This window comes from Streptomyces sp. NPDC051173 (assembly GCF_040689515.1).
In the GTDB taxonomy this organism is placed as follows: domain Bacteria; phylum Actinomycetota; class Actinomycetes; order Streptomycetales; family Streptomycetaceae; genus Streptomyces.
Map to the genome: position 1 here is coordinate 1 of NZ_JBFBBD010000053.1, position 24,709 is coordinate 24,709.

The 24,709-nt window shown below is 71.7% G+C and carries 20 protein-coding genes and 2 pseudogenes; 3 read left to right on the top strand and 19 right to left on the bottom strand.

Features of this window, described 5'->3' with window-relative positions:
• The 11 genes and pseudogenes from AB0435_RS24175 to AB0435_RS24225 all read right to left on the bottom strand — a co-directional run.
• Positions 1–165 (bottom strand): annotated as a pseudogene (locus AB0435_RS24175) (ISAzo13 family transposase); the annotation flags it as partial.
• Between the two features lie 87 nt (positions 166–252).
• A pseudogene (locus AB0435_RS24180) lies at positions 253–507 on the bottom strand (transporter); the annotation flags it as partial.
• 355 nt (positions 508–862) lie between these two features.
• A complete protein-coding gene (locus tag AB0435_RS24185; protein ID WP_366005842.1) occupies positions 863–2,206 on the bottom strand; it encodes a TRAM domain-containing protein in 1,344 nt (447 codons plus the stop codon).
• Positions 2,207–2,290: 84 nt separating this feature from the next.
• Complete coding sequence (locus AB0435_RS24190) at positions 2,291–4,366, bottom strand: APC family permease (protein WP_366005843.1); 2,076 nt, start codon at positions 4,364–4,366, stop codon at positions 2,291–2,293.
• 126 nt (positions 4,367–4,492) lie between these two features.
• The gene (locus tag AB0435_RS24195) at positions 4,493–5,608 is read right to left on the bottom strand and encodes a cytochrome P450 (protein WP_366427942.1); all 1,116 of its coding nucleotides are present in this window, start codon (positions 5,606–5,608) and stop codon (positions 4,493–4,495) included.
• Positions 5,590–7,062: a cytochrome P450 gene (locus tag AB0435_RS24200; protein WP_366005845.1), complete on the bottom strand. Its 1,473-nt coding sequence runs from the start codon at positions 7,060–7,062 to the stop codon at positions 5,590–5,592. Before AB0435_RS24200 ends, AB0435_RS24195 begins: the two co-directional genes overlap by 19 nt.
• Entirely contained in the window at positions 7,059–7,679 is a 621-nt protein-coding gene (locus tag AB0435_RS24205; RefSeq protein WP_366005846.1) for an ATP/GTP-binding protein, read from the bottom strand. Before AB0435_RS24205 ends, AB0435_RS24200 begins: the two co-directional genes overlap by 4 nt.
• A complete protein-coding gene (locus AB0435_RS24210) occupies positions 7,657–8,019 on the bottom strand; it encodes a DUF742 domain-containing protein (protein ID WP_366005847.1) in 363 nt (120 codons plus the stop codon). The genes AB0435_RS24205 and AB0435_RS24210 overlap by 23 nt, the downstream gene beginning before the upstream one ends.
• Positions 8,016–8,447 (bottom strand): roadblock/LC7 domain-containing protein, encoded by a 432-nt coding sequence (locus tag AB0435_RS24215; protein WP_366005848.1) that lies wholly within the window; start codon positions 8,445–8,447, stop codon positions 8,016–8,018. Before AB0435_RS24215 ends, AB0435_RS24210 begins: the two co-directional genes overlap by 4 nt.
• Positions 8,444–9,910 carry an ATP-binding protein gene (locus AB0435_RS24220; RefSeq protein ID WP_366005849.1) on the bottom strand — a complete coding sequence of 489 codons (1,467 nt, stop codon included), beginning with the start codon at positions 9,908–9,910 and terminating at the stop codon, positions 8,444–8,446. The genes AB0435_RS24215 and AB0435_RS24220 overlap by 4 nt, the downstream gene beginning before the upstream one ends.
• A gap of 245 nt (positions 9,911–10,155) precedes the next feature.
• Complete coding sequence (locus AB0435_RS24225) at positions 10,156–10,299, bottom strand: hypothetical protein (protein WP_366427943.1); 144 nt, start codon at positions 10,297–10,299, stop codon at positions 10,156–10,158.
• Between the two features lie 650 nt (positions 10,300–10,949).
• Here AB0435_RS24225 and AB0435_RS24230 point away from each other — a divergent pair.
• Together AB0435_RS24230 and AB0435_RS24235 are read left to right on the top strand one after the other, a co-directional pair.
• Positions 10,950–11,618: a TrkA family potassium uptake protein gene (locus AB0435_RS24230; RefSeq protein ID WP_366427944.1), complete on the top strand. Its 669-nt coding sequence runs from the start codon at positions 10,950–10,952 to the stop codon at positions 11,616–11,618.
• An 88-nt stretch (positions 11,619–11,706) separates the two neighbouring features.
• On the top strand, positions 11,707–12,384 hold the full coding sequence (locus tag AB0435_RS24235; protein WP_366005852.1) for a TrkA family potassium uptake protein: 678 nt from the start codon (positions 11,707–11,709) through the stop codon (positions 12,382–12,384).
• Positions 12,385–12,527: 143 nt separating this feature from the next.
• Here AB0435_RS24235 and AB0435_RS24240 read toward each other — a convergent pair whose 3' ends face one another.
• The 4 genes from AB0435_RS24240 to AB0435_RS24255 form a co-directional block, all read right to left on the bottom strand.
• Positions 12,528–13,265 carry a DUF3159 domain-containing protein gene (locus AB0435_RS24240; protein ID WP_366005853.1) on the bottom strand — a complete coding sequence of 246 codons (738 nt, stop codon included), beginning with the start codon at positions 13,263–13,265 and terminating at the stop codon, positions 12,528–12,530.
• 3 nt (positions 13,266–13,268) lie between these two features.
• Positions 13,269–13,667 carry an OB-fold nucleic acid binding domain-containing protein gene (locus AB0435_RS24245; RefSeq protein WP_366005854.1) on the bottom strand — a complete coding sequence of 133 codons (399 nt, stop codon included), beginning with the start codon at positions 13,665–13,667 and terminating at the stop codon, positions 13,269–13,271.
• Between the two features lie 178 nt (positions 13,668–13,845).
• Positions 13,846–14,535: a response regulator gene (locus AB0435_RS24250; protein ID WP_116214311.1), complete on the bottom strand. Its 690-nt coding sequence runs from the start codon at positions 14,533–14,535 to the stop codon at positions 13,846–13,848.
• A 99-nt stretch (positions 14,536–14,634) separates the two neighbouring features.
• Entirely contained in the window at positions 14,635–17,187 is a 2,553-nt protein-coding gene (locus AB0435_RS24255) for a sensor histidine kinase KdpD (protein ID WP_366005855.1), read from the bottom strand.
• A 224-nt stretch (positions 17,188–17,411) separates the two neighbouring features.
• Here AB0435_RS24255 and AB0435_RS24260 point away from each other — a divergent pair, with 224 nt between their 5' ends.
• On the top strand, positions 17,412–17,945 hold the full coding sequence (locus AB0435_RS24260; RefSeq protein WP_366005856.1) for a GNAT family N-acetyltransferase: 534 nt from the start codon (positions 17,412–17,414) through the stop codon (positions 17,943–17,945).
• 264 nt (positions 17,946–18,209) lie between these two features.
• Here AB0435_RS24260 and AB0435_RS24265 read toward each other — a convergent pair whose 3' ends face one another.
• From AB0435_RS24265 to kdpA, 4 genes are all read right to left on the bottom strand, one after another.
• Positions 18,210–20,069 (bottom strand): NAD-binding protein, encoded by a 1,860-nt coding sequence (locus tag AB0435_RS24265; RefSeq protein WP_366427950.1) that lies wholly within the window; start codon positions 20,067–20,069, stop codon positions 18,210–18,212.
• A 176-nt stretch (positions 20,070–20,245) separates the two neighbouring features.
• A complete protein-coding gene (gene kdpC / locus AB0435_RS24270) occupies positions 20,246–20,893 on the bottom strand; it encodes a potassium-transporting ATPase subunit KdpC (RefSeq protein ID WP_366005857.1) in 648 nt (215 codons plus the stop codon).
• Between the two features lie 5 nt (positions 20,894–20,898).
• Positions 20,899–23,019, bottom strand: a complete 2,121-nt coding sequence (gene kdpB / locus AB0435_RS24275) for a potassium-transporting ATPase subunit KdpB (protein ID WP_366427945.1) — start codon at positions 23,017–23,019, stop codon at positions 20,899–20,901.
• Positions 23,016–24,707, bottom strand: coding sequence for a potassium-transporting ATPase subunit KdpA (gene kdpA, locus AB0435_RS24280; protein WP_366427946.1), 1,692 nt, complete (start codon positions 24,705–24,707; stop codon positions 23,016–23,018). Before kdpA ends, kdpB begins: the two co-directional genes overlap by 4 nt.
• Between the last annotated feature and the right edge of the window lie 2 nt (positions 24,708–24,709).

Consider the following 24,709-nt stretch of genomic DNA (forward strand, 5'->3'; position numbering starts at 1 on the left):
GACTGTGCCCTCGCGGACCCCGGCCGCGCGGGCGACCACCCTGACCCCGCCATGCCCCAGCGACCGGGCCTCGGCCCCCAGCGCCAACCGCCGCTCGTCCAGATGCGGCAGCAACGCATCGAACTTCGCAGCCAGCGACGCCTCTGTTCCCTCCGGTATGCCCATACCACAACAACGAGCCCTCAGACTGGAAGCGACGGGTTGTTTCCCGGCAGGCCCTAACGCAACGGTGTTGCACTACAGGGGACATGACCACTCGGCGCGGTGGTTGGTCAGCCAGGAAAGGTAGAAGAGGCCCTGGGGGAGCACACCTGCGCTCTGGCCACGCTTGTATTCCACGATGACGGGCGCGCCGTTCTCGTCCAGGCCCAGCGAGTCGATCCGGCCGCCGTGCCGGGGCCCGGTACTGTACTCGCTCGCGAGGAAGCGCACGCCCAGCAGCGCCTCCATGTTCCTCTCGACCAGCTCCTGCAGATGCCGCTCACGCACCGCCGTGGCCGGCACCACCTCTGCTGCGCCGCCGCCAGCGACGTTGAACAACCTCAGACTCGACACCCGTCCCCCTCGTCCTCGCGGATCACAACGATCCGCGGGGACAGGATTGTTTCCGGAGGCGTGAGCGCACGTCAAAGGACTTCGGGGGTCGTGCCGCGCCGCCTGCGCAGGCCCCTCGCCCTACCCAAACGCAGCCGCCCGTCGACCGGACTCAAAGCCCAGCCGACGGGCGGTTTTGTGCCCTCTGGCCACCCTCCCGACGAGCGTCACACGAGCGTCAGGAGAGCGTCACGAGCGTCATTTCAGCGTCAGAAATTCGCCCTTAACGCCCATAGCGCACATCACGCACACCGGGTAAAACCGCAGGTCAGACGCGGTCTCCCGTGGGCTTGAGGATGGCGACGCACTCGACGTGATGGGTCATCGGAAAGAGATCGAACGCCCGCAGCTTCACCGGTCGGTACCCCTCCTCCGCGAAGTAGGCGAGGTCTCGTGCCAGTGCCGCCGGGTCGCACGCCACGTAGGCGATCCGGCGCGCGCCCAGTGATGCGAGGTGGCGGACCGTCTGCTTGCCCGCGCCCGCTCGGGGCGGGTCCAGGACGATGATGTCGGCTTCCTTGATGCGCGTGCGCGGGAGGACCGTTTCGACCTTGCCCTGTTCGATGCGGACGCGGTCGAGGTCCTGGAGGTTGTGGCGGGCGTCCTCGACGGCTCGTTTGCTGGACTCGATGCCGAGGACCGCGCCCTTCTCGCCGACGCGTTCGCCGAGGGCGCCCGCGAAGAGGCCGACGCCGCAGTAGAGGTCGAGGGCCATGTCGCCCTTGCGCGGCATGAGGCCCTGCATGACCGCCTTGACCAGGGTGTCGGCGGCCTTCGGGTGGACCTGCCAGAAGCCGCCCTCGCCGACGCGGTAGGTGCGCTCGTCGGCGCGCTCGCGGACGAAGGGGCGGCCGTGGACGCGGTGGACGGCCTTGTCCCCTCCCTGTCCGCGGGACTCCCCGATGCGCATCACCGACACCGGCTTGTCGAGCTCGACGATCGGCAGCCGGCCGCCCGGCTTCGGGGTGAGGATCACCTGGCGGTCGGCGGAGCCGGAGGCGGCGATCGCCTCGACGGACGCGATCTGCGGCCACTCCCGCTTCTCGATGCCGAGCTCGGAGACGCCGGGCGCGGCGATCATGCAGTGGTCGATGACCTGGACGTCGTGCGAGCGGTGCTTGCGCAGGCCCGCGTGGCCCTCGGCGTCGATCGTGTACTGGACGCGCGTGCGCCAGGCCGGGACCTCGCCCGCGGGGAGCTTGTCGCCCTCGGCCGGCATCACCGTGCCGTCCCAGCCGGCCTCCTCGGGGGTCAGGCCGGCCAGGTGCCGGAGCTGCTCGGCGATGACCTCGCCCTTGAAGCGCCGCTGGGCGCCGGGCTTGGCGTGCTGCCAGTCGCAGCCGCCGCACTTGCCGGGGCCGGAGAAGGGGCAGGGCGCCTCGACGCGGTCCTTGGACGCCTCCAGGATCTCCACGGCGTCGGCGCGCAGGAAGCGCGACGTCGACTCGCCCTCGGTGACCCGGGCGACGACCCGCTCGCCGGGCAGCGCGTGCCGGACGAAGAGCACCCGGCCCGCCTCGGTGCGGGCGACGCAGTGCCCTCCGTGGGCGACCGGGCCGACCTCGACCTCGTACTCCTGGCCGACCAGCGATGCTTCGGTCTCGTGCTGCATGGCGGGTCGACTCCAGAGAGGTGAGAGGGGGCGGCGGGACAACAGCCGTTCAGTCTACGTCCCACCACCCCCTGCTCATGCCGCCTACTTTTTCGTGGCGGCCCCTTCCTTCTTAGGTTCCTTCTTGGATTCCTTCTTCGGCGACGTGACAGGGCCGCGCCGGACGGAGCCCGGGGCGTTCCACTCGGCACGCTTGCGGGCCCGCTTCTTGGCCGCTTCGGAGGAGTCGAGCTGCCACGGCACCGAGGTGACCATCACCCCGGGCGTGAAGAGCAGCCGGCCCTTGAGGCGGAGCGCGCTCTGGTTGTGCAGCAGGTGCTCGTACCAGTGGCCGACCACGTACTCCGGGATGTAGACACTGACCGCGTCGCGGGGGCTCTCCTTACGGAGGCTCTTGACGTAGTCGATGATCGGCCGGGTGATCTCGCGGTAGGGCGAGTCGAGGATCTTCAGCGGGACGTCGACGGAGCGGCGCTGCCACTCGTCGCGCAGTGCCTTGGTCTCGGCCGGGTCGACGCTGATGCTGAGGGCTTCGAGGGTGTCGGAGCGCATCAGCTTGGCGTAGGCGAGGGCGCGCAGGGTCGGCTTGTGGACCTTGGAGACCAGGACGATGGAGTGCACCCGGGACGGGCGTACGGCCTCGTCGCCCGGTTCCTCGTCGACGGCGATCTCCTCGGCGACCCGGTCGTAGTGCTTCCGGATGGCCGTCATGGTGGCGTAGAAGATCACCATGCCGAGCAGGGCGACCCAGGCACCGTGCGTGAACTTCGTCAGCAGGACGACGACGAGGACCAGGCCGGTGAGGAAGGCGCCGAAGCTGTTGATGGCCCGGGAGCGCATCATGTGGCGGCGCTTGGCCGGGTCGGTCTCGGTGCGCAGGTGGCGGTTCCAGTGCCGCACCATGCCGGTCTGGCTGAGCGTGAAGGAGACGAAGACGCCGACGATGTACAGCTGGATCAGCTTGGTGGAGTCCGCGCCGTAGATGTAGGTGAGGACGGCGGCGGCACCGGCGAGCAGCACGATGCCGTTGGAGAAGGCGAGCCGGTCGCCGCGGGTGTGCAGCTGCCGCGGCAGGTAGCGGTCCTGCGCGAGGATCGAGCCGAGCAGCGGGAAGCCGTTGTACGCGGTGTTGGCGGCCAGGAAGAGGACGAGGGCGGTGGCGGCGGCGAGCACGATGAAGAGGAACGAGCCGTTCCCGAAGACCGCCTCGGCGACCTGGGAGATCACCGGGTTCTGGGTGTAGCCGTCGCCGACGGGCACTCCGCCCTTGAGCAGGTCGGTGGCGGGGTTCTCGGCCATCCGCACCTTGGTCACCATGGCCAGCGCGATGATGCCGCAGAACATGGTGACCGCGAGGCCGCCCATGAGGGCGAGCGTGCTGGCCGCGTTCTTGCTCTTGGGCTTGCGGAAGGCGGGGACGCCGTTGCTGATGGCCTCGACGCCGGTGAGGGCGGCGCAGCCGGAGGAGAAAGCACGCAGCAGCAGGAAGACGAGGGCGAAGCCGGCGAGGCCCTGGTGCTCGGCGTGGATGGTGTAGTCGGCGGTCGGGGCCTTCATGGTGTCGCCCGCGACGAGACCGCGGTAGGCGCCCCAGGCGATCATGATGAAGACGCCGCCGACGAAGACGTAGGTCGGGATGGCGAAGAGCTTGCCCGACTCCCGCACGCCGCGCAGGTTCATCAGCGTGAGCAGGACGATCACGCCGATGGCGCAGGCCGTCTTGTGTTCGACGACGAAGGGGATGGCGGAGCCGAGGTTCTCGATGCCGGAGGCGATGGAGACCGCGACGGTCAGGACGTAGTCGACGAGCAGGGCGCTGGCGACGGTGAGGCCCGCCTTGGGGCCGAGGTTGACGTTGGCGACCTCGTAGTCACCGCCACCACTGGGGTAGGCGTGCACGTTCTGGCGGTACGAGGCGACCACCGTGAACATCAGCACCACGACCGCCACGGCGATCCAGGGGCTGAAGTGGTAGGCGGACACACCTGCCACGGACAGGACGAGCAGCACTTCGCCCGGCGCGTATGCCACGGAGGAGAGCGGGTCGGAAGCGAAGACGGGGAGCGCGATGCGTTTGGGGAGAAGGGTCTCGCCCAGCTTGTTGCTGTGCAGCGCCCGGCCGATGAGGATCCGTTTCGGCAGGTCGGTCAATTTGGACACGCAGAGGATCGTAAGGGTTCGGTCTGTTGTACGCCCACCCGCCACCCTCCGGCGCGGGAATGTGGCGCACGCCGCATTCCCGCGCCGAAAGCTGGACGATCTTGCCGGGGGCTGATAGAAGCCTGGTCAGCCGTGCAGGAGGGCGGGCAGGGCGCGGTGTCCGTTGGAGATGAACGACTCGACGTGCCGCAGCTCGCCGGGGTCGGTGGCGAGCCGCAGCCGGGGGAAGCGTTCGAAGAGGGCGGGCAGGGCGACGGCCGCTTCGAGCTTCGCGAGGGGCGCGCCGAGGCAGTAGTGGACGCCGTGGCCGAAGGCGAGGTGGTCCTTGACGGCTCGGGTGACGTCGAAGTCACCGGCGTCCGCGCCGTGCAGGGCGGGGTCGCGTCCGGCCGCCGCGTAGGCGGCGACGATGGCGTCGCCCTTGCGGAGGGTGAGGCCGTCGAGCTCGATGTCCTCGGTGGCGTAGCGCAGCGGCAGGTTGGCGACGGGGGCCTGGACGCGGAGGGTCTCCTCGATCACGTCGTCCCAGCCGGCCGCGCCGTCGCGCACGAGGGCGAGTTGGTCGGGGTGGGTGAGGAGGGCGTGGACGGCGTTGTCGAGGAGGTTGACGGTGGTCTCGTGCCCGGCGCTGATGACGAGCAGGAGGGTGTCGATGAGCTCCTGTTCGCTGAGGCGGGAGCCGTCCTCCTCGCGGGCGGAGATCAGGACGCTGGTCATGTCGTCGCCCGGCGTGGCCCGCTTCCGGTCGACCAGGCCGCCGAGGACCTCGTAGACGCGGGCGTGGGTCGCGGTGACCTCGTCGGGGTCGGCGGAGGTGTGGAAGATGCTGTCGACGCAGGCCCGCAGGCCCTCGCGGGTGGCCTCGTCGGTGACGCCGAAGAGCTCACAGATGACCTGGATGGGAATGGGGTAGGCGTAGTCCTCGCGGAGGTCGACGGGGGTGCCGTGCGGGCGGGCGGCGAGGTCGTCGAGGAGGCCCGCGGTCAGCTGCTCGATGCGGGGGCGCAGGGCGGCGGTGCGGCGGGCGGTGAAGGCCTTGGAGACGAGGGTGCGCAGCCGTTTGTGGTCGCTGCCGTAGGCGGTGAACATGTTCTGCACGGCGACCCAGGTGAACAGCGGCCATTCCGGGGAGATCTCACCGTTGATCCAGGCCGGCCAGTGCCGGCGCGGGTCCTTGGAGACGCGGGGGTCGGTGAGCAGCTGCTTGAGGAGGGGCTGGGTGGTTATTGCCCACGCCACCACCTGGCCAGGAAGCTCCACGGGCGTTGCGGCGCCCCGGGCCCTGACGCGGGCTGCCTCTCCGTGGATGTCACGGCCTGTGGGGTCGATACGGAGGGGGGCGAGCTGGCTTTCCATCGACTGTCTCCAGGGGTGTCGGCCGGCTGACGAGGGGGCTGGTGGAGGGACTGCGCGTGGGGGCCGGCCGGGGCGGGTGCGGGCCGGGTGGGGTGCACGGGCGGGAAGCGCACGGGCAGGGCGGTCAGGGCGCGGTGGAAGGGGCCGGGCCGCCAGACCAGGCGGTCGGCGGGGACGGCCAGTTCGAGGTCGGGCAGGCGGTCGAGGAGCTTCTCGACCGCCACGGCGGCGATGAGCCGGGCGGCGTCCTTGGCCGGGCAGGTGTGCGGGCCCGCGCTCCAGGCGAGGTGGGCGCGGTTGCCGGAGCGCTGGTCGGACAGCAGGGAGGGGTCGGTGTTGGCGGCGGCGAAGCTCACCACGACGGGCTCCCCGGCGCGCAGCGGCACGCCGCCGAGTTCGAGGTCGTGGAAGGGGTAGTGGACGCCGTAGTTGGCCATCGGCGGGTCGAGCCAGAGGACCTCGTCGAGGGCGTCCTCCACGGGCATGCTGCCGCCCGCGAGGTCGCCCGCGAAGCGGTCGTCGGCGAGCAGCAGCCGCAGGGCGTTGGCGATGAGGTTCTGCTGGGGCTCGGTGCCGGCGCCGATGAGGACGACGAGCTGGTGGAGCATCTCCTCGTCGGTGAGCCGGGCGGGGTGGGCCATCAGCCAGGAGGTCATGTCCGCGCCGGGCTTGACGTGCTTGAGGCCGACGAGCTCGACGAGGCTCTGGGTGATGAGGGCGTCGGCGCGCTCGTGGTCAACGCCGTCGAAGATCCCGGAGAAGCCCTCGACGAGCCGGTCGCCGATCTCGGGCGGGCAGCCGAAGAGCTGCTGGAAGACGAGGAGCGGCAGCATCTTGGCGTACGCGCCGAGGAGATCGGCCTCGCCGAGGGTCGCGAACCGGTCGATGAGGGTGTCGGCGCTGCGCTCGACGTAGCCGCGCAGGGCGTTGGGGTCGATGCGGGAGAGGCTGTCGGTGACGGCGGCGCGCAGCCGCCGGTGTGCCTCGCCGTCGGAGAAGAGGCAGTTGGGGCGGTAGGCCATCATCGGGACGACGGGGTTGTCGGCGGCGACGCGGCCGTCGGCCAGGGCGCGCCAGCGGCGGGCGTCCTTGCCGAAGCTGTCGGTGCTCCGCAGGACGTCGAGCGCCGCGCGGTAGTCGGTGACGAGGACGGCGTGGGCGCCGGGTGCCAGCTCGACGGGGGCGGCGGGGCCCTGGGCGCGCAGCCGTCGGTAGACGGCGTGCGGGTCGGCGGCGAAGTCCGGCCCGTGGAGCGGTGTGGGCGCCGCCTGGTGGGCCGGGCAGCCCGGCGGGGGGACGGCGGGCGGTGGCGCGGCGCCCGCGTCGGGGCGGTGGGTCACACGGGCTCCTGGGCGGTGCGGGGCTGCTGGCTCTGCCGGTTGCGGAGGTATTCCACGAGGGAGATCAGGGCGCGGGTGGAGGAGACCCGGTCCCGGGCGTCGCAGGTGATCAGCGGGGTCTCGGGGAGGAGGTCGAGGGCCTCGCGGATCTCCTCCTCGGGGTGGGCGGGCGCGCCGTCGAAGTGGTTGATGGCCACGGCGTACGGCAGGCCGTGCTCCTCCAGCAGTCCCATGACGTCGAAGGACTGCTCCAGGCGCCGGGTGTCGGCGAGGACGAGGGCGCCGAGCGCGCCGCGGGTCATGTCCTGCCAGAGCCGGGTGAAGCGCTGCTGGCCGGGGGCGCCGAAGAGATAGAGGACGAGGCTGTCGCTGAGGGTGACGCGGCCGAAGTCCATGGCGACCGTGGTGGTGCTCTTGCCCTCGATGCCGGCGAGGTCGTCGACGAGGGCGCCGGCCTGGGTCATGGTCTCTTCGGTGCGCAGCGGCCGGATCTCCGAAAGGGAGCCGACGAAGGTGGTCTTGCCGACCGCGAAGTGGCCCACGACGAGGAGTTTCGCGGCTGTTCGCACGCTCTGCCGCAGATAGACCGCTCCCTCAGAGGCGAGCGCGGAGTCCATCCAGTACCTCCTGAAGGATCTGGGCCTCGGGGAGTTGTGCCGAGGGGATGGGGGCCCGGGTGATGAGGTGGCCGCTGTCGACGAGGTCGCCGAGCAGCACCTTGGTGACGCTGACGGGCAGCATCAGGTGTCCGGCGATCTCGGCGACCGACAGCGGGCCGCCGAGGCAGAGCTCCATGAGCCGGCGCTTTTCGGGGCTGAGCCCGCCGAGCGGCCGGTCGTACTGGGCGATGACCAACGTGACCAGGTCGAAGGTGTTGCGGGTGGGGTGGGCTCGGCCGTCGGTGACGACGTACGGCCGCACTAATCCCTGTCCGCGCCTCGGCGCCGGGGGTGTCATGGGGTGCCCGTGCCGTGCCAGGCGGCCTGCCGGGGCGGGCTGGTGAGCTCCTTCCCCAGCCGGTCGACCAGCTTCTGCATGCGGTAGGTGACGGCTTCCATGTCGACGTCCGCGGTGGTGGAGACGGCGAGGTAGGCGCCGGGGCCGGCGGCTATCAGGAAGACGTAGCCGTGGGCGAATTCCACGAGGGTCTGCCGCCAGGGGGTGTCCTGCTGGTTCTGGCGGGCGCAGAACTCCGAGGTGGAGCGGCTGATCGACTGGAGTCCGGAGAGCGCCGCGGCCTGCCGCTCGGCCTCGTCGCGGTCGATGCCCCCGGAGCGGGCGCGGAGCATCCCGTCGGCGGAGAGGAGGATCGCGTGCCGGGCCTCCGGCATCTTCACGACCTCGTCGAGCATCCAGCCGAGCTCGTTGGTGAGGTGGTCGTTCACGCGTACGGGTTCCCTTCGTCGTCTGCGGGTGCCGGGTCGGGGTGACCGGCGGGGCCTGTGCTGTCCGCACGGCCGGAGCGGGTGCCGCGGGCGAAGGCGCCCATGCGGCGGGCGGTCTCCTCCGCGGTCCGCTCGGGGGCCGCCGCGGCGGGGCCGGGCGCGGGCGGCCCGTCGGGCACGGCGGAGGGCCCGGCGGGCCGCTCGGCGGGCAGGGGCGCGGCCGGCTGCTGGGGCGCGGGCTGCCGGCGGCGGCGCTTGGGGAGCCCGCCGGCCGTGGAGCCGGTGACGGCTCCGGCGTCCGCCGGGGGCATGGCGGACGGCGGGAAGACGTCGGGCGCAGGCTCGGGGTGTTCCCGTGGCGCGGGCACCCGGTGCTCCGGCGCGCGTACGGCGCCCGCGGCCGTACGGGCCGGGCCGTTCTCGCGGGAAGGCGGCGCCAGCGGGGTGGTGTCGGGCCCGTCGAGGTCGATCTGGCTGAGCAGGACGCTGGGCAGGAAGAGGACGGCCCGTACGCCGCCGTAAGGCGAGCGGGTGTCGACGGAGACGCTGAAGCCGTAGCGGGAGGCGAGCACCCCGATGACGGGGAAGCCGAACTGCGGGGGGTCGCCGAGCCGGGAGACGTCCACGGTGCGCTGGCCGGAGAGGAGGGCGGCGGCGCGCTGGACCTCCTGGGCGTTCATGCCGACGCCCGCGTCGTCGATGACCACACAGGCGCCGTTGTGCACGGGCTGGAGACCGACCTCGACGACGGTGTTGGGCTGGGAGTGGCGGGCGGCGTTGTCCAGGAGCTCGGCGACGGCGAGGACGACGGGTTCCACGGCCCGGCTGACGACGGCGACGTCGGCGTGGTTGTGCACCTTGACGCGGCGGTAGTCGCGGATGCGGGAGGTGGCGCCGCGGACGACGTCGGTGAGCGGGGAGGCGGCGCGCTGCCTTCCGGGCCAGGATCCGCAGAGGACGGCGATGGCCTGGGCGCGGCGGCCGAACTGGGAGTTGGCGTGGTCGATCTGGAGCAGGTCGCGCAGCACGTCGGGGTTGTCGTGCCGCTCCTGCATGTCGGAGATGGCCAGCTGCTGTTCGTGCGCGAGGCCCTGGAGGGCGCGCATGGAGGCCTTGAGCGCGGCCTTCGCGGACTGGTCGGCGCGGGCCTGGGCCTTGTCGACCGCCTGGGTGAAGGTGTCCATCACGGCCTGGAGGCCCTGGGCGAAGACGGTGCCGCCGAGCCGCTCGTCGAGCAGTCCGGGCAGGGGCACCGGCTGGTGCATGGACGCCGTGACGGCCGGGAGCCGGACGGTGACCAGGTGCCTGACCTCGGTGTCACGTGCCTGGAGGCTGTCCTCCAGTGCGGCGACGCGCCTGCGCACGGCGGCGGTGATACCTCGCTGGCGCACCAGCAGCACCGCCACGGCGACCAGCGCGGCGGCCAGGCACCAGCTCACCGCCTCCGGTATGTGATGTGACATCAATTCCTCGCGGGCGAAGGGGGCATACGGTCGGCTGTACGGGGTCGCTGTCCTGAACGTCCCGCCCGGAAGCGGAATACGCCGATCATCCTAACCACGCGAGCGGCCGCGTGGCCGATCTTCGCCCACGCTTTACCGAACAGGCATCCGCACCGATCCCTCGTACGAGGCAACCGTACGAGGGCTGCCCCGACAGCCCGGTGAGGGGGCGTCACGAACGCGGCTGCCTGAACGCGCCGGTCCGCTCAGCCGGTGCCGGTACCCCGTCGCCGGCCGGGGAAGTCCGCGCCGGTCAGGACGGTCGGCGGGGCCGCACTGACGGCCGCTTCCTCGAACCCCTCCCCGGCGCCGGACAGCGCGATGATCGCGCCACTCGCGCCGTGGCGCACGCCCGGGAATGATCACTGCGGGGCGGATGACGACGCCGAGGCCGATGGCGCCGCCGGGCGAGCGACAGCCGATGGAGCCACGGAGCGAACGACAGCCGGTGGCGCCGGAGCGGACGCCGCGGGGCCCGCCCTCCGGCCGGCCGAGGGTTCGCACGGCCCGGACCTCGGGCACCCCGGCCGTCGAACCGGGCAGGAAACAGGCCACGTACGCAGTCCGCCCGCCGGTCAGCAGGTGAAGGGGTCGCGATCGTCGACGAGCGGCCTACGCGACGCCCCTCCCCGTCGACCGCAACTCGACCTGCCCACGCCATGGTTGACGATCAGTCATCAGTTGCGACACCCTCGGGCCGGGTCCGCTCCGGACGGCCGGATCCCCGTGCCCCCGGCCGCGGAGGGGGCACGTGTCACCCGGAGACCCCGATTCCGGCCCCCGGACGCGCTCCGCGGGGCGCCCCCGCCGCGGGCCGCGACGCCCCCCGGCGCCCGGCGGTCACCCCCCACCACTGCGTGGCCGACACCGCGACAACAGCTACGGTGGACCCATTGGACCCGGGCGAAGCCCAGGCTCCGAACAGAAGAACAACAAGGGAAGATGTGAGCAGGTTGTTGGTGCAGGTCAGCGCGGTAGTCCGGAGCACGGGGTAATCGTCATGCACATCGTGATCATGGGCTGCGGCCGAGTGGGCTCGGCCCTCGCGCAGACCCTTGAGCAGCAGGGTCACACGGTCGCCGTGATCGACCAGGACCCCACCGCCTTCCGGCGCCTGGGCTCCGGCTTCGGCGGCCGGCGGGTGACCGGCGTCGGCTTCGACCAGGACACCCTGCGCGAGGCGGGCATCGAGGAGGCCGGGGCGTTCGCCGCGGTCAGCAGCGGCGACAACTCCAACATCATCGCGGCCCGGGTGGCCCGGGAGATGTTCGGCGTCGAGAATGTCGCGGCCCGCATCTACGACCCCCGGCGCGCCGAGGTCTACCAGCGCCTGGGCATCCCCACGGTGGCCACCGTGCGCTGGACGGCGGACCAGATGCTGCGACGGCTGCTGCCGTCCGGCGCGGAGCCCCTGTGGCGCGACCCGAGCGGCGGTGTGCAGCTCGCGGAGGTGCCCATCGCGGACTCCTGGGTGGGCCACAAGATCAGCCGGCTCCAGGACGAGACGGGCGTGCGCGTGGCGTTCCTCACCCGGCTGGGTGAAGCGATGCTGCCGACGTCGCAGACGGTCCTCCAAGAGGGCGACCTGGTGCACGTCATGATGCGCACGGACGAGGTCGAAAAGGTCGAGGCGGCGTGTGCCGAGGGTCCTGAGGAGGCGCACCGGTGAGCGACGCGCACGCGGCCGCCGGGCCGCAGACGAGGGACAACGCGCGCTTTCGCCGCGTGGGCGGAGAAGCGAACGGAGAACAGGCACGATGAGGGTCGCTATTGCCGGTGCGGGCGCCGTCGGGCGTTCGATCGCGGGTGAGCTGCTGGAGAACGGGCACGAGGTGCTGCTCGTCGACAAGGCGCCCACCGCCATCTCGGTGGAGCGCGTGCCGCTCGCGGAGTGGCTGCTGGCCGACGCGTGCGAGATCACCTCGCTCGACGAGGCGGCGCTCCAGCGCTGCAACGTGGTGATCGCCGCGACGGGTGACGACAAGGTCAACCTGGTCGTCTCGCTGCTCGCGAAGACGGAGTACGGGGTGCCGCGGGTCGTGGCCCGGGTGAACAACCCCAAGAACGAGTGGCTCTTCAACGAGTCCTGGGGCGTGGACGTCGCCGTCTCGACCCCGCGCCTGATGTCGGCCCTGGTCGAGGAGGCCGTGAGCGTCGGTGACCTGGTGCGCCTGATGCGCTTCAGCCAGGGTGACGCCAACCTCGTCGAGCTGACCCTGCCGCCGGAGTCCGCCCTGGCGGGCACGCGCGTGGGTGACGTGGACTGGCCGGAGGACACCTCGCTGGTGACCATCATCCGCGGCAACCGCGTGCTGACCCCCAACAAGGAGGACGCGCTGGAGGCGGGCGACGAGCTCCTCTTCGTGGCGGCCCCGGCGCGCGAGGAGCAGCTGGAGGACCTGCTGTCGGTGCGCCGCGAGGACGTCACGGACTGACGAGGTGGCAGACGGCAAAACACCGGACGGGCTGGATTTGCGGGTTGACCCGCAGCCTGCGGACCACAGTCCGCGAAAATCCAGCCCGTCCGGCGTTTGAGGACCGGGGTCCGGGGCAGAGCCCCGCGCAACGAACCTCAGCGCTAAGAAGCGTCCCGCACCACAGACTCCGGCTCCGCGCGCTGCGCGCGCTCGGCCGCTTCCATCTCCGCGAACACGTCGATCGGCGCCGGGGCCTTCGCCAGGAAGATCCACGTCAGGTAGACGGAGAGCAGCATCGGCGGGATGCCGAGGGCCACCTTGACCCAGCCCAGGGAGGTCGCGTCGCCCCACCAGTAGAGTGGGAAGAGGATCGCCGACTTGGCGAGCAGGATGAGCCCCCAGGCCCAGCTGGCCTTGGTGTAGGCGACCTTGCGGCCGGGGTTGCGGGTGCGCCAGGAGAGGTTCTCCTTGAACACCGGGCCGAGGATCAGGCCGAGCAGCGGATAGCCGGCGATCGAGGTGACGATGTACGCCACGGCCAGCCCGAGGCTGTAGAGCATGCCCGGCAGGTAGAAGTTCTTGGCGTCGCCGGACATCATCGCGAAGACCGCGCCGAAGGCGACCCCGAAGACACCGCTGAACGCGTGCTTGAGGGTGTCCTTGCCGACGAGGCGCGCGACGCCCAGCACCAGGGACAGGCCGAGCGCCGCGATGGCCGCGACGTGGATGTCCCGCTTGACGGTGTAGATCGCCACGAAGACCAGGCCCGGCACGGTCGTCTCGACCATGCCCCGCACTCCGCCGAACGCCTCGAAGAGGGCCGCCTCGGTGGCCGATCTCGCGTCGGCGCCGTCGGCGCCCTGCTCCTGCTGGTCCGTCGGCTTGTCGAGAGACGTCACCCGCTACTCCTGTCCGAGCGGTCGGAGTTCGTACTTGGGATTGAACAGCACCCGGCGTCCACGGCTCATGGAGACCCGGCCGGAGGCGATCAGCTTACGGCCGGGTTCGATGCCGACGATGGAACGGCGGCCGAGCCACACCACATCGAGCGCCGCCGAGCCGTCGAACAGCTCCGCCTCCAGCGCGGGCACCCCGGCACGGGGGCGGAGCGTGACGGTCCGCAGGGTGCCGGTGACCTTGACTATCTGCCGGTCGTCGCAGTCGCAGATGCGCGTGCAGCCGACGGCCTCCGCGTCCTGTTGCAGCTCCGCGGAGTGCAGGTCCTCCTGCGAGGTGGACAGCCGGTCGAGCATCCGGCGGAAACGGCCGGTCGGCTTCTCGGAACGGGGTACGGCACTCATGAATCAAGCGTACCGTCGGCCCATCCGCGCGGGGCCCGTGCGTCATACAGGTGACCCACACGCGCTTCGTCGCCCTCACACCCCTCACACCTCGAAGCGGTACCCCATCCCCGGCTCCGTGATACGGCATCCCCCGGGGGACAACCCCCGGACCCCCGGCCGACACCCCCACACCCCCTCACACCTCGAAGCGGTACCCCATCCCCGGCTCCGTGATGAAGTGCTTCGGGTGGGACGGGTCCAGTTCGAGCTTGCGGCGGAGCTGGGCCATGTAGACCCGGAGGTAGTTGGTCTCCGTGCCGTAGGAGGGACCCCAGACCTCCTGGAGGAGCTGCTTCTGGCTGACCAGACGGCCCGTGTTGCGGACCAGGACCTCCAGCAGGTGCCACTCGGTCGGGGTGAGCCGGACGTCGCGGCCCCCGCGGTTGACCTTCTTCGCCGCGAGGTCGACGGTGAAGACCTCGGTCTCGACGATCGCGTCGTCGCCCGCGGCGGACGGCCCGGTCGGCTCCGCGCGCCGGACGGCGGCGCGCAGCCGGGCGAGCAGCTCGTCCATGCCGAAGGGCTTGGTGACGTAGTCGTCCGCGCCCGCGTCGAGCGCCTCCACCTTCTCGTCGGAGGTCTGCCGGGCGGAGAGGACGAGGATCGGCACCCGGGTCCAGCCGCGCAGCCCCTTGATCACCTCGACGCCGTCCATGTCGGGCAGGCCGAGGTCGAGGATGACCACGTCGGGGTGGCGGGCGGCGGCGAGCTGGAGTGCCGTGGCGCCGTCGGGAGCGGCGTCGACCTCGTACTTCCGCGCCTTGAGGTTGATCACGAGAGCGCGGACGATCTGCGGCTCGTCATCCACCACGAGCACCCGGTTCATTCGGAACCACCTCTGCTGTTCGTTCGGGCCCATCCACTGGGCCCGGGGTCTTGGTCGGTGAGCTGTCTGTCCGGGGCGTGGCCCGGGTGTCGCTGTGGGTCAGGAGGTGGCATGGGCCGGCAGTTCCGGGCGTACGGGCGGGTGGCCCGCGGCCACCCGCAGCGTGAGGACCATGGTCATCCCGCCGCCCGGGGTGTCCTCGGCGGTGAGCGTGCCGCCCATGGCCTCCGCGAAGCCCCGGGCGACGGCGAGGCCGAGGCCGACGCCGGCACCGCGCGGAGCGTCACCGTAGCGCTGGAAGGGCTCGAAGATGCGGTCCTTGGCGCTGTCGGGGACCCCGGGCCCCCGGTCGGCCACGCGCACCTCCACGCGCTCGCCGAGGGCGCTGGCGGCGACGAGGACGTGCGTGCCGCCGGGGCTGTACTTCACGGCGTTCTCGACGATGTTGGCGACGCTGCGCTCCAGCAGCCCCGGGTCGACGGCCACCATGGGCAGCGTCTCGGGGATGTCGAGGGCGACGCTGCCCTCGGGGACCCCGCCCAGCGCCATCGGGACCACCTCGTCGAGGTCGATCTCGCGGATCAGCGGGGTGACGGTGCCGGTCTGGAGCCGGGACATGTCGAGGAGGTTGCCGACGAGGTGGTCCAGGCGGTCCGCGCCGTCCTCGATGCCCGCGAGCAGCTCGGCCTCGTCCTCCTCGGACCAGGCGATGTCCTCGGAGCGGAGGGAGGTCACCGCGGCCTTGATCGCGGCGAGCGGTGTGCGCAGGTCGTGGCTGACGGCGGCCAGCAGGGCGGTGCGGATCCGGTTGCCCTCGGCGAGCTCCTGGGCCCGCTCGGCCTCGCCGACGAGCCGCTGCCGGTCGAGGAAGACCGCGGCCTGCGCGGCGAAGGCGGCGAGCACGCGGCGGTCCTCGGCGGGCAGCACCCGGCCGGAGAGGGCCAGGGCCATGTTGTCGCCCACCGGCATGTCCACGTCGGCGTCCTCGGGGCGCAGCAGGGGCTTGCCGGTGCTGGTGACGACGCTGCTCGCACAGGTCCAGGGGTCGACCTCGCTGACGCGCTCCAGCAGGGCGACGGACTCCATCGCGAAGGTCTCCCGGACCCGCTCCAGGAGGGCGTCCAGGCTGGTGTCGCCGCGCAGGACGCTGCCGGCGAGGAAGGACAGCACCTCGGACTCGGCGCGCAGCCGGGCGGCCTGGTGGGTGCGGCGGGCGGCGAGGTCCACCACGGACGCCACGGAGACCGCGACGAACACGAAGATCGTGATGGCGACGATGTTCTTGGGGTCGGTGATCGTCAGCCGGTGCACCGGTTCGACGAAGTAGTAGTTCAGCAGCAGCGAGCCGAAGGCCGCCGAGGCGAGTGCCGGGAGGAGTCCGCCGAGCAGCGCGGCCGCGACCGTCATGCACAGGAACAGCAGCATGTCGTTGGCCAGACCGAGGTCCGGGTCGATGTGCGTGAGCAGCAGGCTGAGCAGGGCGGGGGCGACGACGCCGGCGAGCCAGCCGCCCACGATGCGGCCCCGGCCGAGGCGGGCGCCGCGGGCGACGGGCAGGCCGCGTCCCTTGGCGACCTCCTCGTGGGTGACGATGTGGACGTCGAGGTCGGGCCCGGATTCCCGGGCGACGGTCTGGCCGACGCCGGGGCCGAAGATGTACTGCCAGGTCTTGCGGCGGCTGGAGCCGAGCACGATCTGGGTGGCGTTGACCCCGCGGGCGAATTCCAGCAGCGAGGCCGGCACGTCGTCGCCGATCACGTGGTGGAAGGTCCCGCCGAGGTCCTCCACCAGGGTGCGCTGGACGGCCAGCTCCTTGGGCGAGGCCGAGGTGAGGCCGTCGCTGCGGGCGATGTAGACGGCGAGGATCTCGCTGCCGGAGCCCTTGGCGGCCATGCGCGAGGCGCGGCGGATCAGGGTGCGGCCCTCGGGGCCGCCGGTGAGGCCGACGACGATGCGCTCGCGGGCCTGCCAGATGGTGGAGACGCTGTGCTCGGTGCGGTACTGCCGGAGGTACTCGTCGACGCGGTCGGCCGTCCACAGCAGCGCCAGCTCGCGCAGCGCGGTCAGGTTGCCGGGCCGGAAGTAGTTGGAGAGGGCGGCGTCGACCTTGTCCGGTTTGTAGATGTTGCCGTGCGCCATGCGGCGGCGCAGGGCCTGCGGCGACATGTCGACGAGCTCGATCTGGTCCGCCCGGCGGACGACCTCGTCGGGGACGGTCTCCTGCTGCCGGACGCCCGTTATCGACTCGACCACGTCACCCAGTGATTCGAGGTGCTGGATGTTGACGGCCGAGACGACGTCGATGCCCGCCTGGAGCAGCTCCTCGACGTCCTGCCACCGCTTGGTGTTGCGGGAGCCAGGCACGTTGGTGTGGGCCAGCTCGTCGACGAAGGCAACGGCGGGGCGGCGGGCCAGCACCGCGTCGACGTCCATCTCGCTGAAGACGGTCCCCCGGTAGACGATCTCCCGCCGGGGCACCTCCTCCAGGCCGTGCAGCAGGACCTCGGTGCGCGGTCGGCCGTGGTGTTCCACGAAGCCGACGGCGGCGTCGGTGCCACGCTCGACCCGGCGGTGTGCCTCGGAGAGCATCGCGTACGTCTTGCCGACGCCCGGTGCCGCGCCGAGGTAGATCCGAAGCTTGCCGCGTCCCATGGCCCCATTGTCTTTCACGAAACGCGACAGTGTTCGAGACGGTTGTCCGCCCCGAGGTGCAGCACTGTCGCGCATGTTCGACCTTACGGCCATGGTTGTGGACATTTGGTGCGCGAGGCGGCTGCTCAGCAGGTATTGACGCGGTCCTGACGCGTGCTCCCGTGACCCCGGTCCGGCCGGTCGGGGCCGTCCTCGGCGGGGTCCGGGATGACACCATGCCCGGTATGACTGACGTACGCACCGCGCACACCTCGCAGCTGGGCACAGCGGAACTCGCGGCGGTCCGCGCCCTGATGGACCACGCCTTCGAGGGGACCTTCACCGACGACGACTGGGACCACACCGTCGGCGGCATGCACGCTCTCGCGTACGGGAACGGCGAGCTGATCGGCCACGGCTCCGTGGTGCAGCGGCGCCTGCTGCACGGCGGCCGCGCCCTGCGCACCGGCTACGTGGAGGCCGTGGCGGTCCGCGCCGACCGGCGCCGCCGGGGTGTCGCGTCGGCCGTGATGGAGGCGCTGGAGCGGGTACTGCGCGACGGCTGCTACGAACTGGGCGCCCTCGGCGCGGCGGCCGGAGCCGTCCCCCTGTACGAGGGGCGGGGCTGGCGGCGGTGGCAGGGCCCGACGTCGGTGCTCGCCCCCGCAGGGGTGGAACGGACGGCGGAGGAGGACGGGTGCATCTACGTGCTTCCGCGCGTGGACGTCGACCTGGGCGGGGAGCTGATCTGCGACTGGCGGCCGGGAGACGTGTGGTGACCGTCATGGACGACGGCTGATCGCCGCCCTTGGCGGAGCACCTCGCGGGCGCGTCCGCGAAGCCCGGCAGCGCCTGTCCCGTACGGGACAGGGGCGGAGCCCATGGCAGCGGCGTGAGGGCTGGTCGACGCTGCCGCGCATGTTCGGCATGCGCCACTGTTGCGGCGCTTGGGTGCGGGTTGTCTGCGCCTGCGGCGGGCTTGTTCCCCTACCCGCCCCTTCCCGGAACTGGGGGCAAGCCCCCAGACCCCCGAAGCACGGCCGTCATCCGACATCGCTCCGCGGCCGCGGCACAGGGCGCCGGCCCAGCAGTTCGGCGAGGCCCTGGCGGGTGGCGGCGACCACGACGCGGTCGTCGGGGCGCAGGACGTGAGCGTCGCCGCCGTCGGCGGACCCGTCCGGCGGGCGGGGAGTCTCGCCCGCGCCCTCCGCGGCCAGGGCGAGGACGCGCCAGGCGCCCGGCTCGAACGCCTCGGCGACCGTGCGGCCCGCCAGCCCCGGGTGGCTTCCGGCCTCCACCGCGGCGATGAGGAGCACCCGCCGCTCCACGGGTACGGCACCCAGGATCTGACGGCCCATCATCGCGCCGGCGAAGGCCGGGGCGACCAGATAGGAGACGCTGCGCGTGCGGGTCCGCGCCCGGGGGTGGGAGACGCGCAGCGTGCGGTAGACGGCCTTGGAGAACCGGTCCTCGTAGAGCCGCATGACCACGCCGACGCCGGGCCTGACCGCGCGGGCGTACAGCACGGCTTCGAGGTTGGTGGTGTCGCTGCTGGTGAGCGCGAGCAGCGTGCGGCTCTCACCGATCTTGGCGGCCTCCAGCACGCCCTCCTCCGTGACGTCACCGATGACGGTCGGCACCCGCAGCGAGCGCGCCAGCGCCACCCCGCGGGCCTGCGGGTCGCGCTCCACGCAGACCACCGGGATGTCGAGTTCGCGCAGCCGGGCCAGCACCCGGGAGCCGATCTTGCCGAGGCCGAGCAGCACCACATGGCCGGACAGCCCGCGCGGCGGGCGGCGCAGGGCGGAGGCCGAACGGAAGGTGCCGAGCCCTTCCAGTGCGGCGGCGACCAGCAGCGGGAGCAGCAGCAGCCCGGCGAGGCCGGAGAGGAGCTGGAGGATCTGCCGGCCGAGCGGCTGGCCGATCGCCGGGTCGTTGATGGCGAAGAGGTCGAGGAGGGAGAGGTAGGCGGCGTGCGTGGGGTTGGCGTCGGTGACCAGCCAGGAGGCGACGGCCAGCCCGAGGACGGCGGCCGCCAGGCAGCCGAGGGCCCAGCGCAGCCGGGGCGAGAAGAACGACCCCAGGGGCAGGCTGCGGGCCGTCAGCCGCGGCGCGCGCTGCGGCGCTCCCGGATAGTGGACCCGCTCCAGGACGATGCGGCCGCGGCCGCCCGACGCCGCCGGGTCCGCGTCCGGCAGCATCACGGGCCCGTCCCCGTCGATGCCGTCCGGGCGTGCCGGGGAGAGCAGGGCCACGGTCCTGGCGCCGGGGCGGTCGCGGTCGCCGGGGGCGAGCGGGGGCCTCTCGACGGCTCTCAGCAGCAGCCCGCCCGCCTCGATGACCTTGGAGTGGCCGGAGACGGCCGCCGCGACGAGCGCGGGTGCCGCGGTGTCGGCGTCCGAGAGGACGGTGGTGGTCGCTTCGGCGGCACCGGGGCCGTCCGGGTCGCCGTTGCCCATCCGGGCGGCCTGGTCGAGGAGCTCCTCCAGCCGCTGGCCGAGCCTGCGGTTGTACATCCGGATGACGAGCCGCAGCCGGGGGTTGACGCGGCGGGCGCGCAGTGCGGCGTGGATGTTGGTCTCGTCGTCGTCATAGACGAGGGCGAGCGCGGTGGCGCCGGCCACCCCGGCCTCGTCGAGCGCCTCGTCGTCGGGCTCGGGCGCCCGCACGACGCGTACGGGGGCGCCGGGCGGACTCCCGGTGCCCGCGCCGCCGTTGGCTCCGGCGGTACGGCCCACCACGCCGGTCACCCGTCCGAGGAGGGTGGCGGCGCGGCCGGGCACGGCGGGGCGGGGACGGCCGTCGCGGGCGGGCGGCACGACGAGGGTGACGCGCTCGCCGTAGACGCCGGAGAGCTCGGCGGCGAGCCGGTGGGCGAGAGCGTCGTCGCCGCAGACCACCATGTGTGGTGCGGGAGGGACGACTTGGGGCTGCGGGGAGAGGGAGGCCACGCCCCTAGAGTGCCCTGCCGGAGGTCGAACGCTCAGCTGATCGGGCGTGTGTCCCGGACCCAAGACGTCGGCGGGCGGGCGGGGTTCACCGCCCCGGCCGCCCGCCGACGTACGTCACCGCCTGCCCGTCAGCCCCTGGCGAGCTCGCGGAGCGCGACGTTGAGCTTCAGGACGTTGACGCGCTCCTCGCCCATGAAGCCGAGGATGCGGCCGTCGACGTGCTGGTCGACGAGCTTGCCGACCTCGTCGGCCGGGAGGTGGTTGGCCTTGGCGACCCGGTCGGCCTGGAGGCGTGCGTAGGCCGGGGAGATGTCGGGGTCGAGGCCGGAGCCGGAGGCGGTGAGGGCGTCCGCCGGGACCGCCGCCGGGGAGACGCCGTTGAAGGCGGCGACGTCGGCGCGGCGCTGCTGGACGCTGTCCAGCAGGACCTTGCTGTCCGCGGCGAGGTTGGAGGGGCCGGACACCACGAGCTTGTACTGCGTGTTCTCGGTGTTGGGCCCGGCCGCCGAGGGGCGGCCCTGGAAGAACTTCGGGTCGGGCAGCGGGTTTCCGGCCTTGTCCTTCTCGTCGAGGGTGTAGGACTGGCCGAGCCTCTCGGAGCCCACCGACTTGCCGTTCACCTTGATCTCGGAGCCGTTGGCCTTGCCGTGGAAGGCCGCCTGGGCGATGCCGGTGACGACGAGGGGGTAGATCACCCCGCAGATGACCGTGAGGACGAGCAGGGCCCGCAGGCCCGCGCCGGCCAGCCGGGCCGTGCTGCGTACGGAGTTGTTCATGGAGGTCACCCGATGCCAGGGATGAGGGAGATGAGCAGGTCGATGATCTTGATGCCGATGAACGGGGCGATCAGGCCGCCCAGTCCGTAGACGGTGAGGTTGCGCCGGAGCATGCTGTCCGCGCTCATCGGGCGGTAACGCACGCCCTTGAGGGCGAGCGGCACCAGGGCCACGATGACCAGCGCGTTGAAGATGACCGCCGACAGGATGGCGGTCTGCGGGCTGTGCAGGCTCATGATGTTGAGCTTGTCCAGGCCCGGGTAGGCCACCGCGAACATCGCCGGGATGATCGCGAAGTACTTCGCGACGTCGTTGGCGATCGAGAAGGTGGTCAGCGCGCCACGCGTGATCAGGAGCTGCTTGCCGATCTCGACGATCTCGATGAGCTTGGTGGGGTTGGAGTCCAGGTCCACCATGTTCCCGGCCTCCTTGGCGGCCGAGGTGCCGGTGTTCATGGCCACGCCGACGTCCGCCTGGGCCAGCGCGGGCGCGTCGTTGGTGCCGTCACCCGTCATCGCGACGAGCTTGCCGCCGGCCTGCTCGCGCTTGATGAGCGCCATCTTGTCCTCGGGCGTCGCCTCCGCGAGGAAGTCGTCGACACCCGCCTCCTCGGCGATGGCCTTCGCCGTCAGCGGGTTGTCACCCGTGATCATGACGGTCTTGATGCCCATGCGGCGCAGCTCGTCGAACCGCTCGCGCATGCCCTCCTTGACGACGTCCTTGAGGTGGATGACGCCCAGGACGCGGGCGCCCTTGTCGTCCTCCACGGCGACCAGCAGCGGCGTGCCGCCGGCCTGGGAGATGTCGTCGGTGAGCTTGATGGCGTCGTCGGCGACGCTGCCGCCCTGCTCCTTGACCCAGGCGACGACCGAACCGGTCGCGCCCTTGCGGACCTTGCGGCTGATTCCGTCCTGGGAGACGTCCACACCCGACATACGCGTCTGGGCGGTGAAGGGCACCCACTCGGCGCCGACGAGCTCGCCCTCGTGGCGCTCGCGCAGGCCGTACTTCTCCTTGGCGAGGACGACGATCGAGCGGCCCTCGGGCGTCTCGTCGGCCAGGGACGACAGCTGGGCGGCGTCCGCCACCTCGGCGGCCATGGTGCCCTTGACCGGGACGAACTCGGCGGCCTGGCGGTTGCCGTAGGTGATCGTGCCGGTCTTGTCGAGCAGCAGCGTGGAGATGTCACCGGCCGCCTCGACCGCGCGCCCGGACATCGCCAGCACGTTGCGCTGCACGAGCCGGTCCATGCCGGCGATACCGATCGCGGAGAGCAGCGCGCCGATGGTGGTCGGGATCAGGCAGACCACCAGGGCCGCCAGCACGATCATCGACTGCTCGGCGTGGGCGTAGATCGCGAACGGCTGGAGCGTGACGACGGCCAGCAGGAAGACGATGGTGAGCGAGGCCAGCAGGATGTTGAGGGCGATCTCGTTCGGCGTCTTCTGCCGGGCCGCGCCCTCGACGAGGTTGATCATCCGGTCGATGAAGGTCTCGCCCGGCTTCGTCATGATCTTCACGACGATGCGGTCGGAGAGCACCTTCGTACCGCCGGTGACGGCCGAGCGGTCGCCGCCGGACTCGCGGATGACCGGCGCCGACTCACCCGTGATCGCGGACTCGTCGACGCTCGCGACACCTTCGACGACATCGCCGTCACCGGGGATGATGTCACCGGCCTCGCAGACGACGAGGTCGCCCACGCGCAGCTCGGTGCCGGGCACCGACTCCTCCGTGCCGCCGGTCAGGCGGCGCGCGACGGTGTCGGTCTTGGCCTTGCGCAGGGTGTCCGCCTGCGCCTTGCCGCGCCCCTCGGCGACGGCCTCGGCGAGGTTGGCGAAGATGACGGTCAGCCACAGCCAGACGGTGATCGCCCAGCCGAACCAGGCGCCGGGGTCCTTGAGCGCCAGCCCGGTGGTGACCACCGAGCCGACCTCGACCACGAACATCACCGGGGACTTCACCATCACCCGGGGATCGAGCTTGCGGAACGCGTCCGGCAGCGACTTCAGCAGCTGCGCCGGGTCGAAGATACCGCCCGAGACCCGGCCGGGCTCCTCGGAGCCGTGCGGACGCTCCTCCTCGGGCCCTTCGGGGGCGGTACGGACAGGGGTGGTCGTGCTCATGAGAGTCCCTCCGCCATCGGGCCAAGGGCCAGTGCCGGGAAGTAGGTCAAGCCGGTGATGATGATGATCGCGCCGACGAGCAGGCCCGCGAAGAGCGGCTTCTCGGTGCGCAGGGTGCCCGCGGTCTCGGGAACGGGCTGCTGCTCGGCCAGCGAGCCGGCCAGCGCCAGCACGAAGACCATCGGCAGGAAGCGGCCCAGCAGCATGGCGAGACCGATCGTGGTGTTGTACCAATGCGTGTTGGCGTTGAGACCGCCGAAGGCGGAGCCGTTGTTGTTGGCGCCGGAGGTGAAGGCGTAGAGCACCTCGGAGAAGCCGTGCGCTCCGCTGCTGTCCACGGAGTTGCCCGCGACGTTGAGGATCGAGTGCGGCGGGGTCGCCATCGCCATGGACACGGCGGTGAAGCCGAGGACCAGCGTCGGGGTGATGAGGATGTAGCAGGCGGCGAGCTTGATCTCGCGGGTGCCGATCTTCTTCCCCAGGTACTCGGGCGTACGGCCGACCATCAGGCCCGCGATGAAGACCGCGATGATCGCCATGACGAGCATGCCGTAGAGGCCGGAGCCGACACCGCCGGGCGCGATCTCGCCGAGCATCATGCCGAGCAGCGCGATGCCGCCGCCGAAGCCGGTGAAGGAGGAGTGGAAGCCGTCCACCGCGCCGGTCGAGGTCAGGGTGGTGGAGGTCGCGAAGATCGACGTACCGCCGATGCCGAAGCGCTGCTCCTTGCCCTCCAGCGCGCTGCCCGCGGCCTGGAGCGCCGGGCCGCCGTGGTGGAACTCCGTCCACATCATCAGCGCGGTGAAGCCGAGCCAGATCAGGCCCATGGCGGCGAGGATCGCGTAGCCCTGCTTGACGTTGCCCACGAGCTTGCCGAAGGTGCGCGTCAGCGAGAAGGGGATGACGAGGATCAGGAAGATCTCGAAGAGGTTGGTGAAGGCGTTGGGGTTCTCGAACGGGTGGGCGGAGTTGGCGTTGAAGTAGCCGCCGCCGTTGGTGCCGAGCTCCTTGATGGCCTCCTGCGAGGCCACGGCGCCGCCGTTGACCTGCTGGGTGCCGCCGGCGAGCTGCCCGATGTCGTGGATGCCCGCGAAGTTCTGGATCGCGCCACAGGCGACGAGCACGACCGCGGCGATCACGGAGATCGGGATCAGGATGCGGACCGTGCCGCGCACCAGGTCGGACCAGAAGTTGCCCAGTTCTCCGGTGCGGGCCCGGGCGAAGCCCCGGACGAGCGCGACGGCGACGGCCATGCCGACGGCGGCGGAGACGAAGTTCTGGACGGCGAGACCGGCCGTCTGGACGGCGTGGCCCATGGCCTGCTCGCCCGAGTACGACTGCCAGTTGGTGTTGGAGACGAACGAGGCGGCGGTGTTGAACGCCTGGTCCGGGCTGATCGCCGTGAAGCCGAGGGAGAGCGAGTGCGGCAGGACGCCCTGGATCCGCTGGAGCAGGTACAGGAAGAGGACGCTCGCCGCCGAGAAGGCGAGGATGCCGCGCAGGTAGGCGGGCCAGCGCATCTCGGCGTTGGGATTGGCGCCGATCGAGCGGTAGATCAGCTTCTCGACGCGCAGATGCTTCTCGGAGCTGTAGACGCGGGCCATGTAGTCGCCCAGCGGGCGGTAGACCAGCGCCAGCGCCGCGACGAGCGCGGTGAGCTGGAGGACTCCGGAAAGGACGGGGCTCATAT

What these genes read in the sequence shown, in the direction of transcription:
- AB0435_RS24205 (WP_366005846.1), bottom strand. Translation starts at nt 7,679, where the DNA reads ATGGACTCCGCGCTCGCCTCTGAGGGAGCGGTCTATCTGCGGCAGAGC.
- AB0435_RS24260 (WP_366005856.1), top strand. Translation starts at nt 17,412, where the DNA reads ATGACTGACGTACGCACCGCGCACACCTCGCAGCTGGGCACAGCGGAA.
- kdpC (WP_366005857.1), bottom strand. Translation starts at nt 20,893, where the DNA reads ATGAACAACTCCGTACGCAGCACGGCCCGGCTGGCCGGCGCGGGCCTG.
- AB0435_RS24255 (WP_366005855.1), bottom strand. Translation starts at nt 17,187, where the DNA reads ATGGGACGCGGCAAGCTTCGGATCTACCTCGGCGCGGCACCGGGCGTC.
- AB0435_RS24235 (WP_366005852.1), top strand. Translation starts at nt 11,707, where the DNA reads ATGAGGGTCGCTATTGCCGGTGCGGGCGCCGTCGGGCGTTCGATCGCG.
- AB0435_RS24265 (WP_366427950.1), bottom strand. Translation starts at nt 20,069, where the DNA reads ATGGTGGTCTGCGGCGACGACGCTCTCGCCCACCGGCTCGCCGCCGAG.
- AB0435_RS24185 (WP_366005842.1), bottom strand. Translation starts at nt 2,206, where the DNA reads ATGCAGCACGAGACCGAAGCATCGCTGGTCGGCCAGGAGTACGAGGTC.
- AB0435_RS24230 (WP_366427944.1), top strand. Translation starts at nt 10,950, where the DNA reads ATGCACATCGTGATCATGGGCTGCGGCCGAGTGGGCTCGGCCCTCGCG.
- AB0435_RS24210 (WP_366005847.1), bottom strand. Translation starts at nt 8,019, where the DNA reads ATGACACCCCCGGCGCCGAGGCGCGGACAGGGATTAGTGCGGCCGTAC.
- AB0435_RS24220 (WP_366005849.1), bottom strand. Translation starts at nt 9,910, where the DNA reads ATGTCACATCACATACCGGAGGCGGTGAGCTGGTGCCTGGCCGCCGCG.
- kdpB (WP_366427945.1), bottom strand. Translation starts at nt 23,019, where the DNA reads ATGAGCACGACCACCCCTGTCCGTACCGCCCCCGAAGGGCCCGAGGAG.
- AB0435_RS24250 (WP_116214311.1), bottom strand. Translation starts at nt 14,535, where the DNA reads ATGAACCGGGTGCTCGTGGTGGATGACGAGCCGCAGATCGTCCGCGCT.
- AB0435_RS24245 (WP_366005854.1), bottom strand. Translation starts at nt 13,667, where the DNA reads ATGAGTGCCGTACCCCGTTCCGAGAAGCCGACCGGCCGTTTCCGCCGG.
- kdpA (WP_366427946.1), bottom strand. Translation starts at nt 24,707, where the DNA reads ATGAGCCCCGTCCTTTCCGGAGTCCTCCAGCTCACCGCGCTCGTCGCG.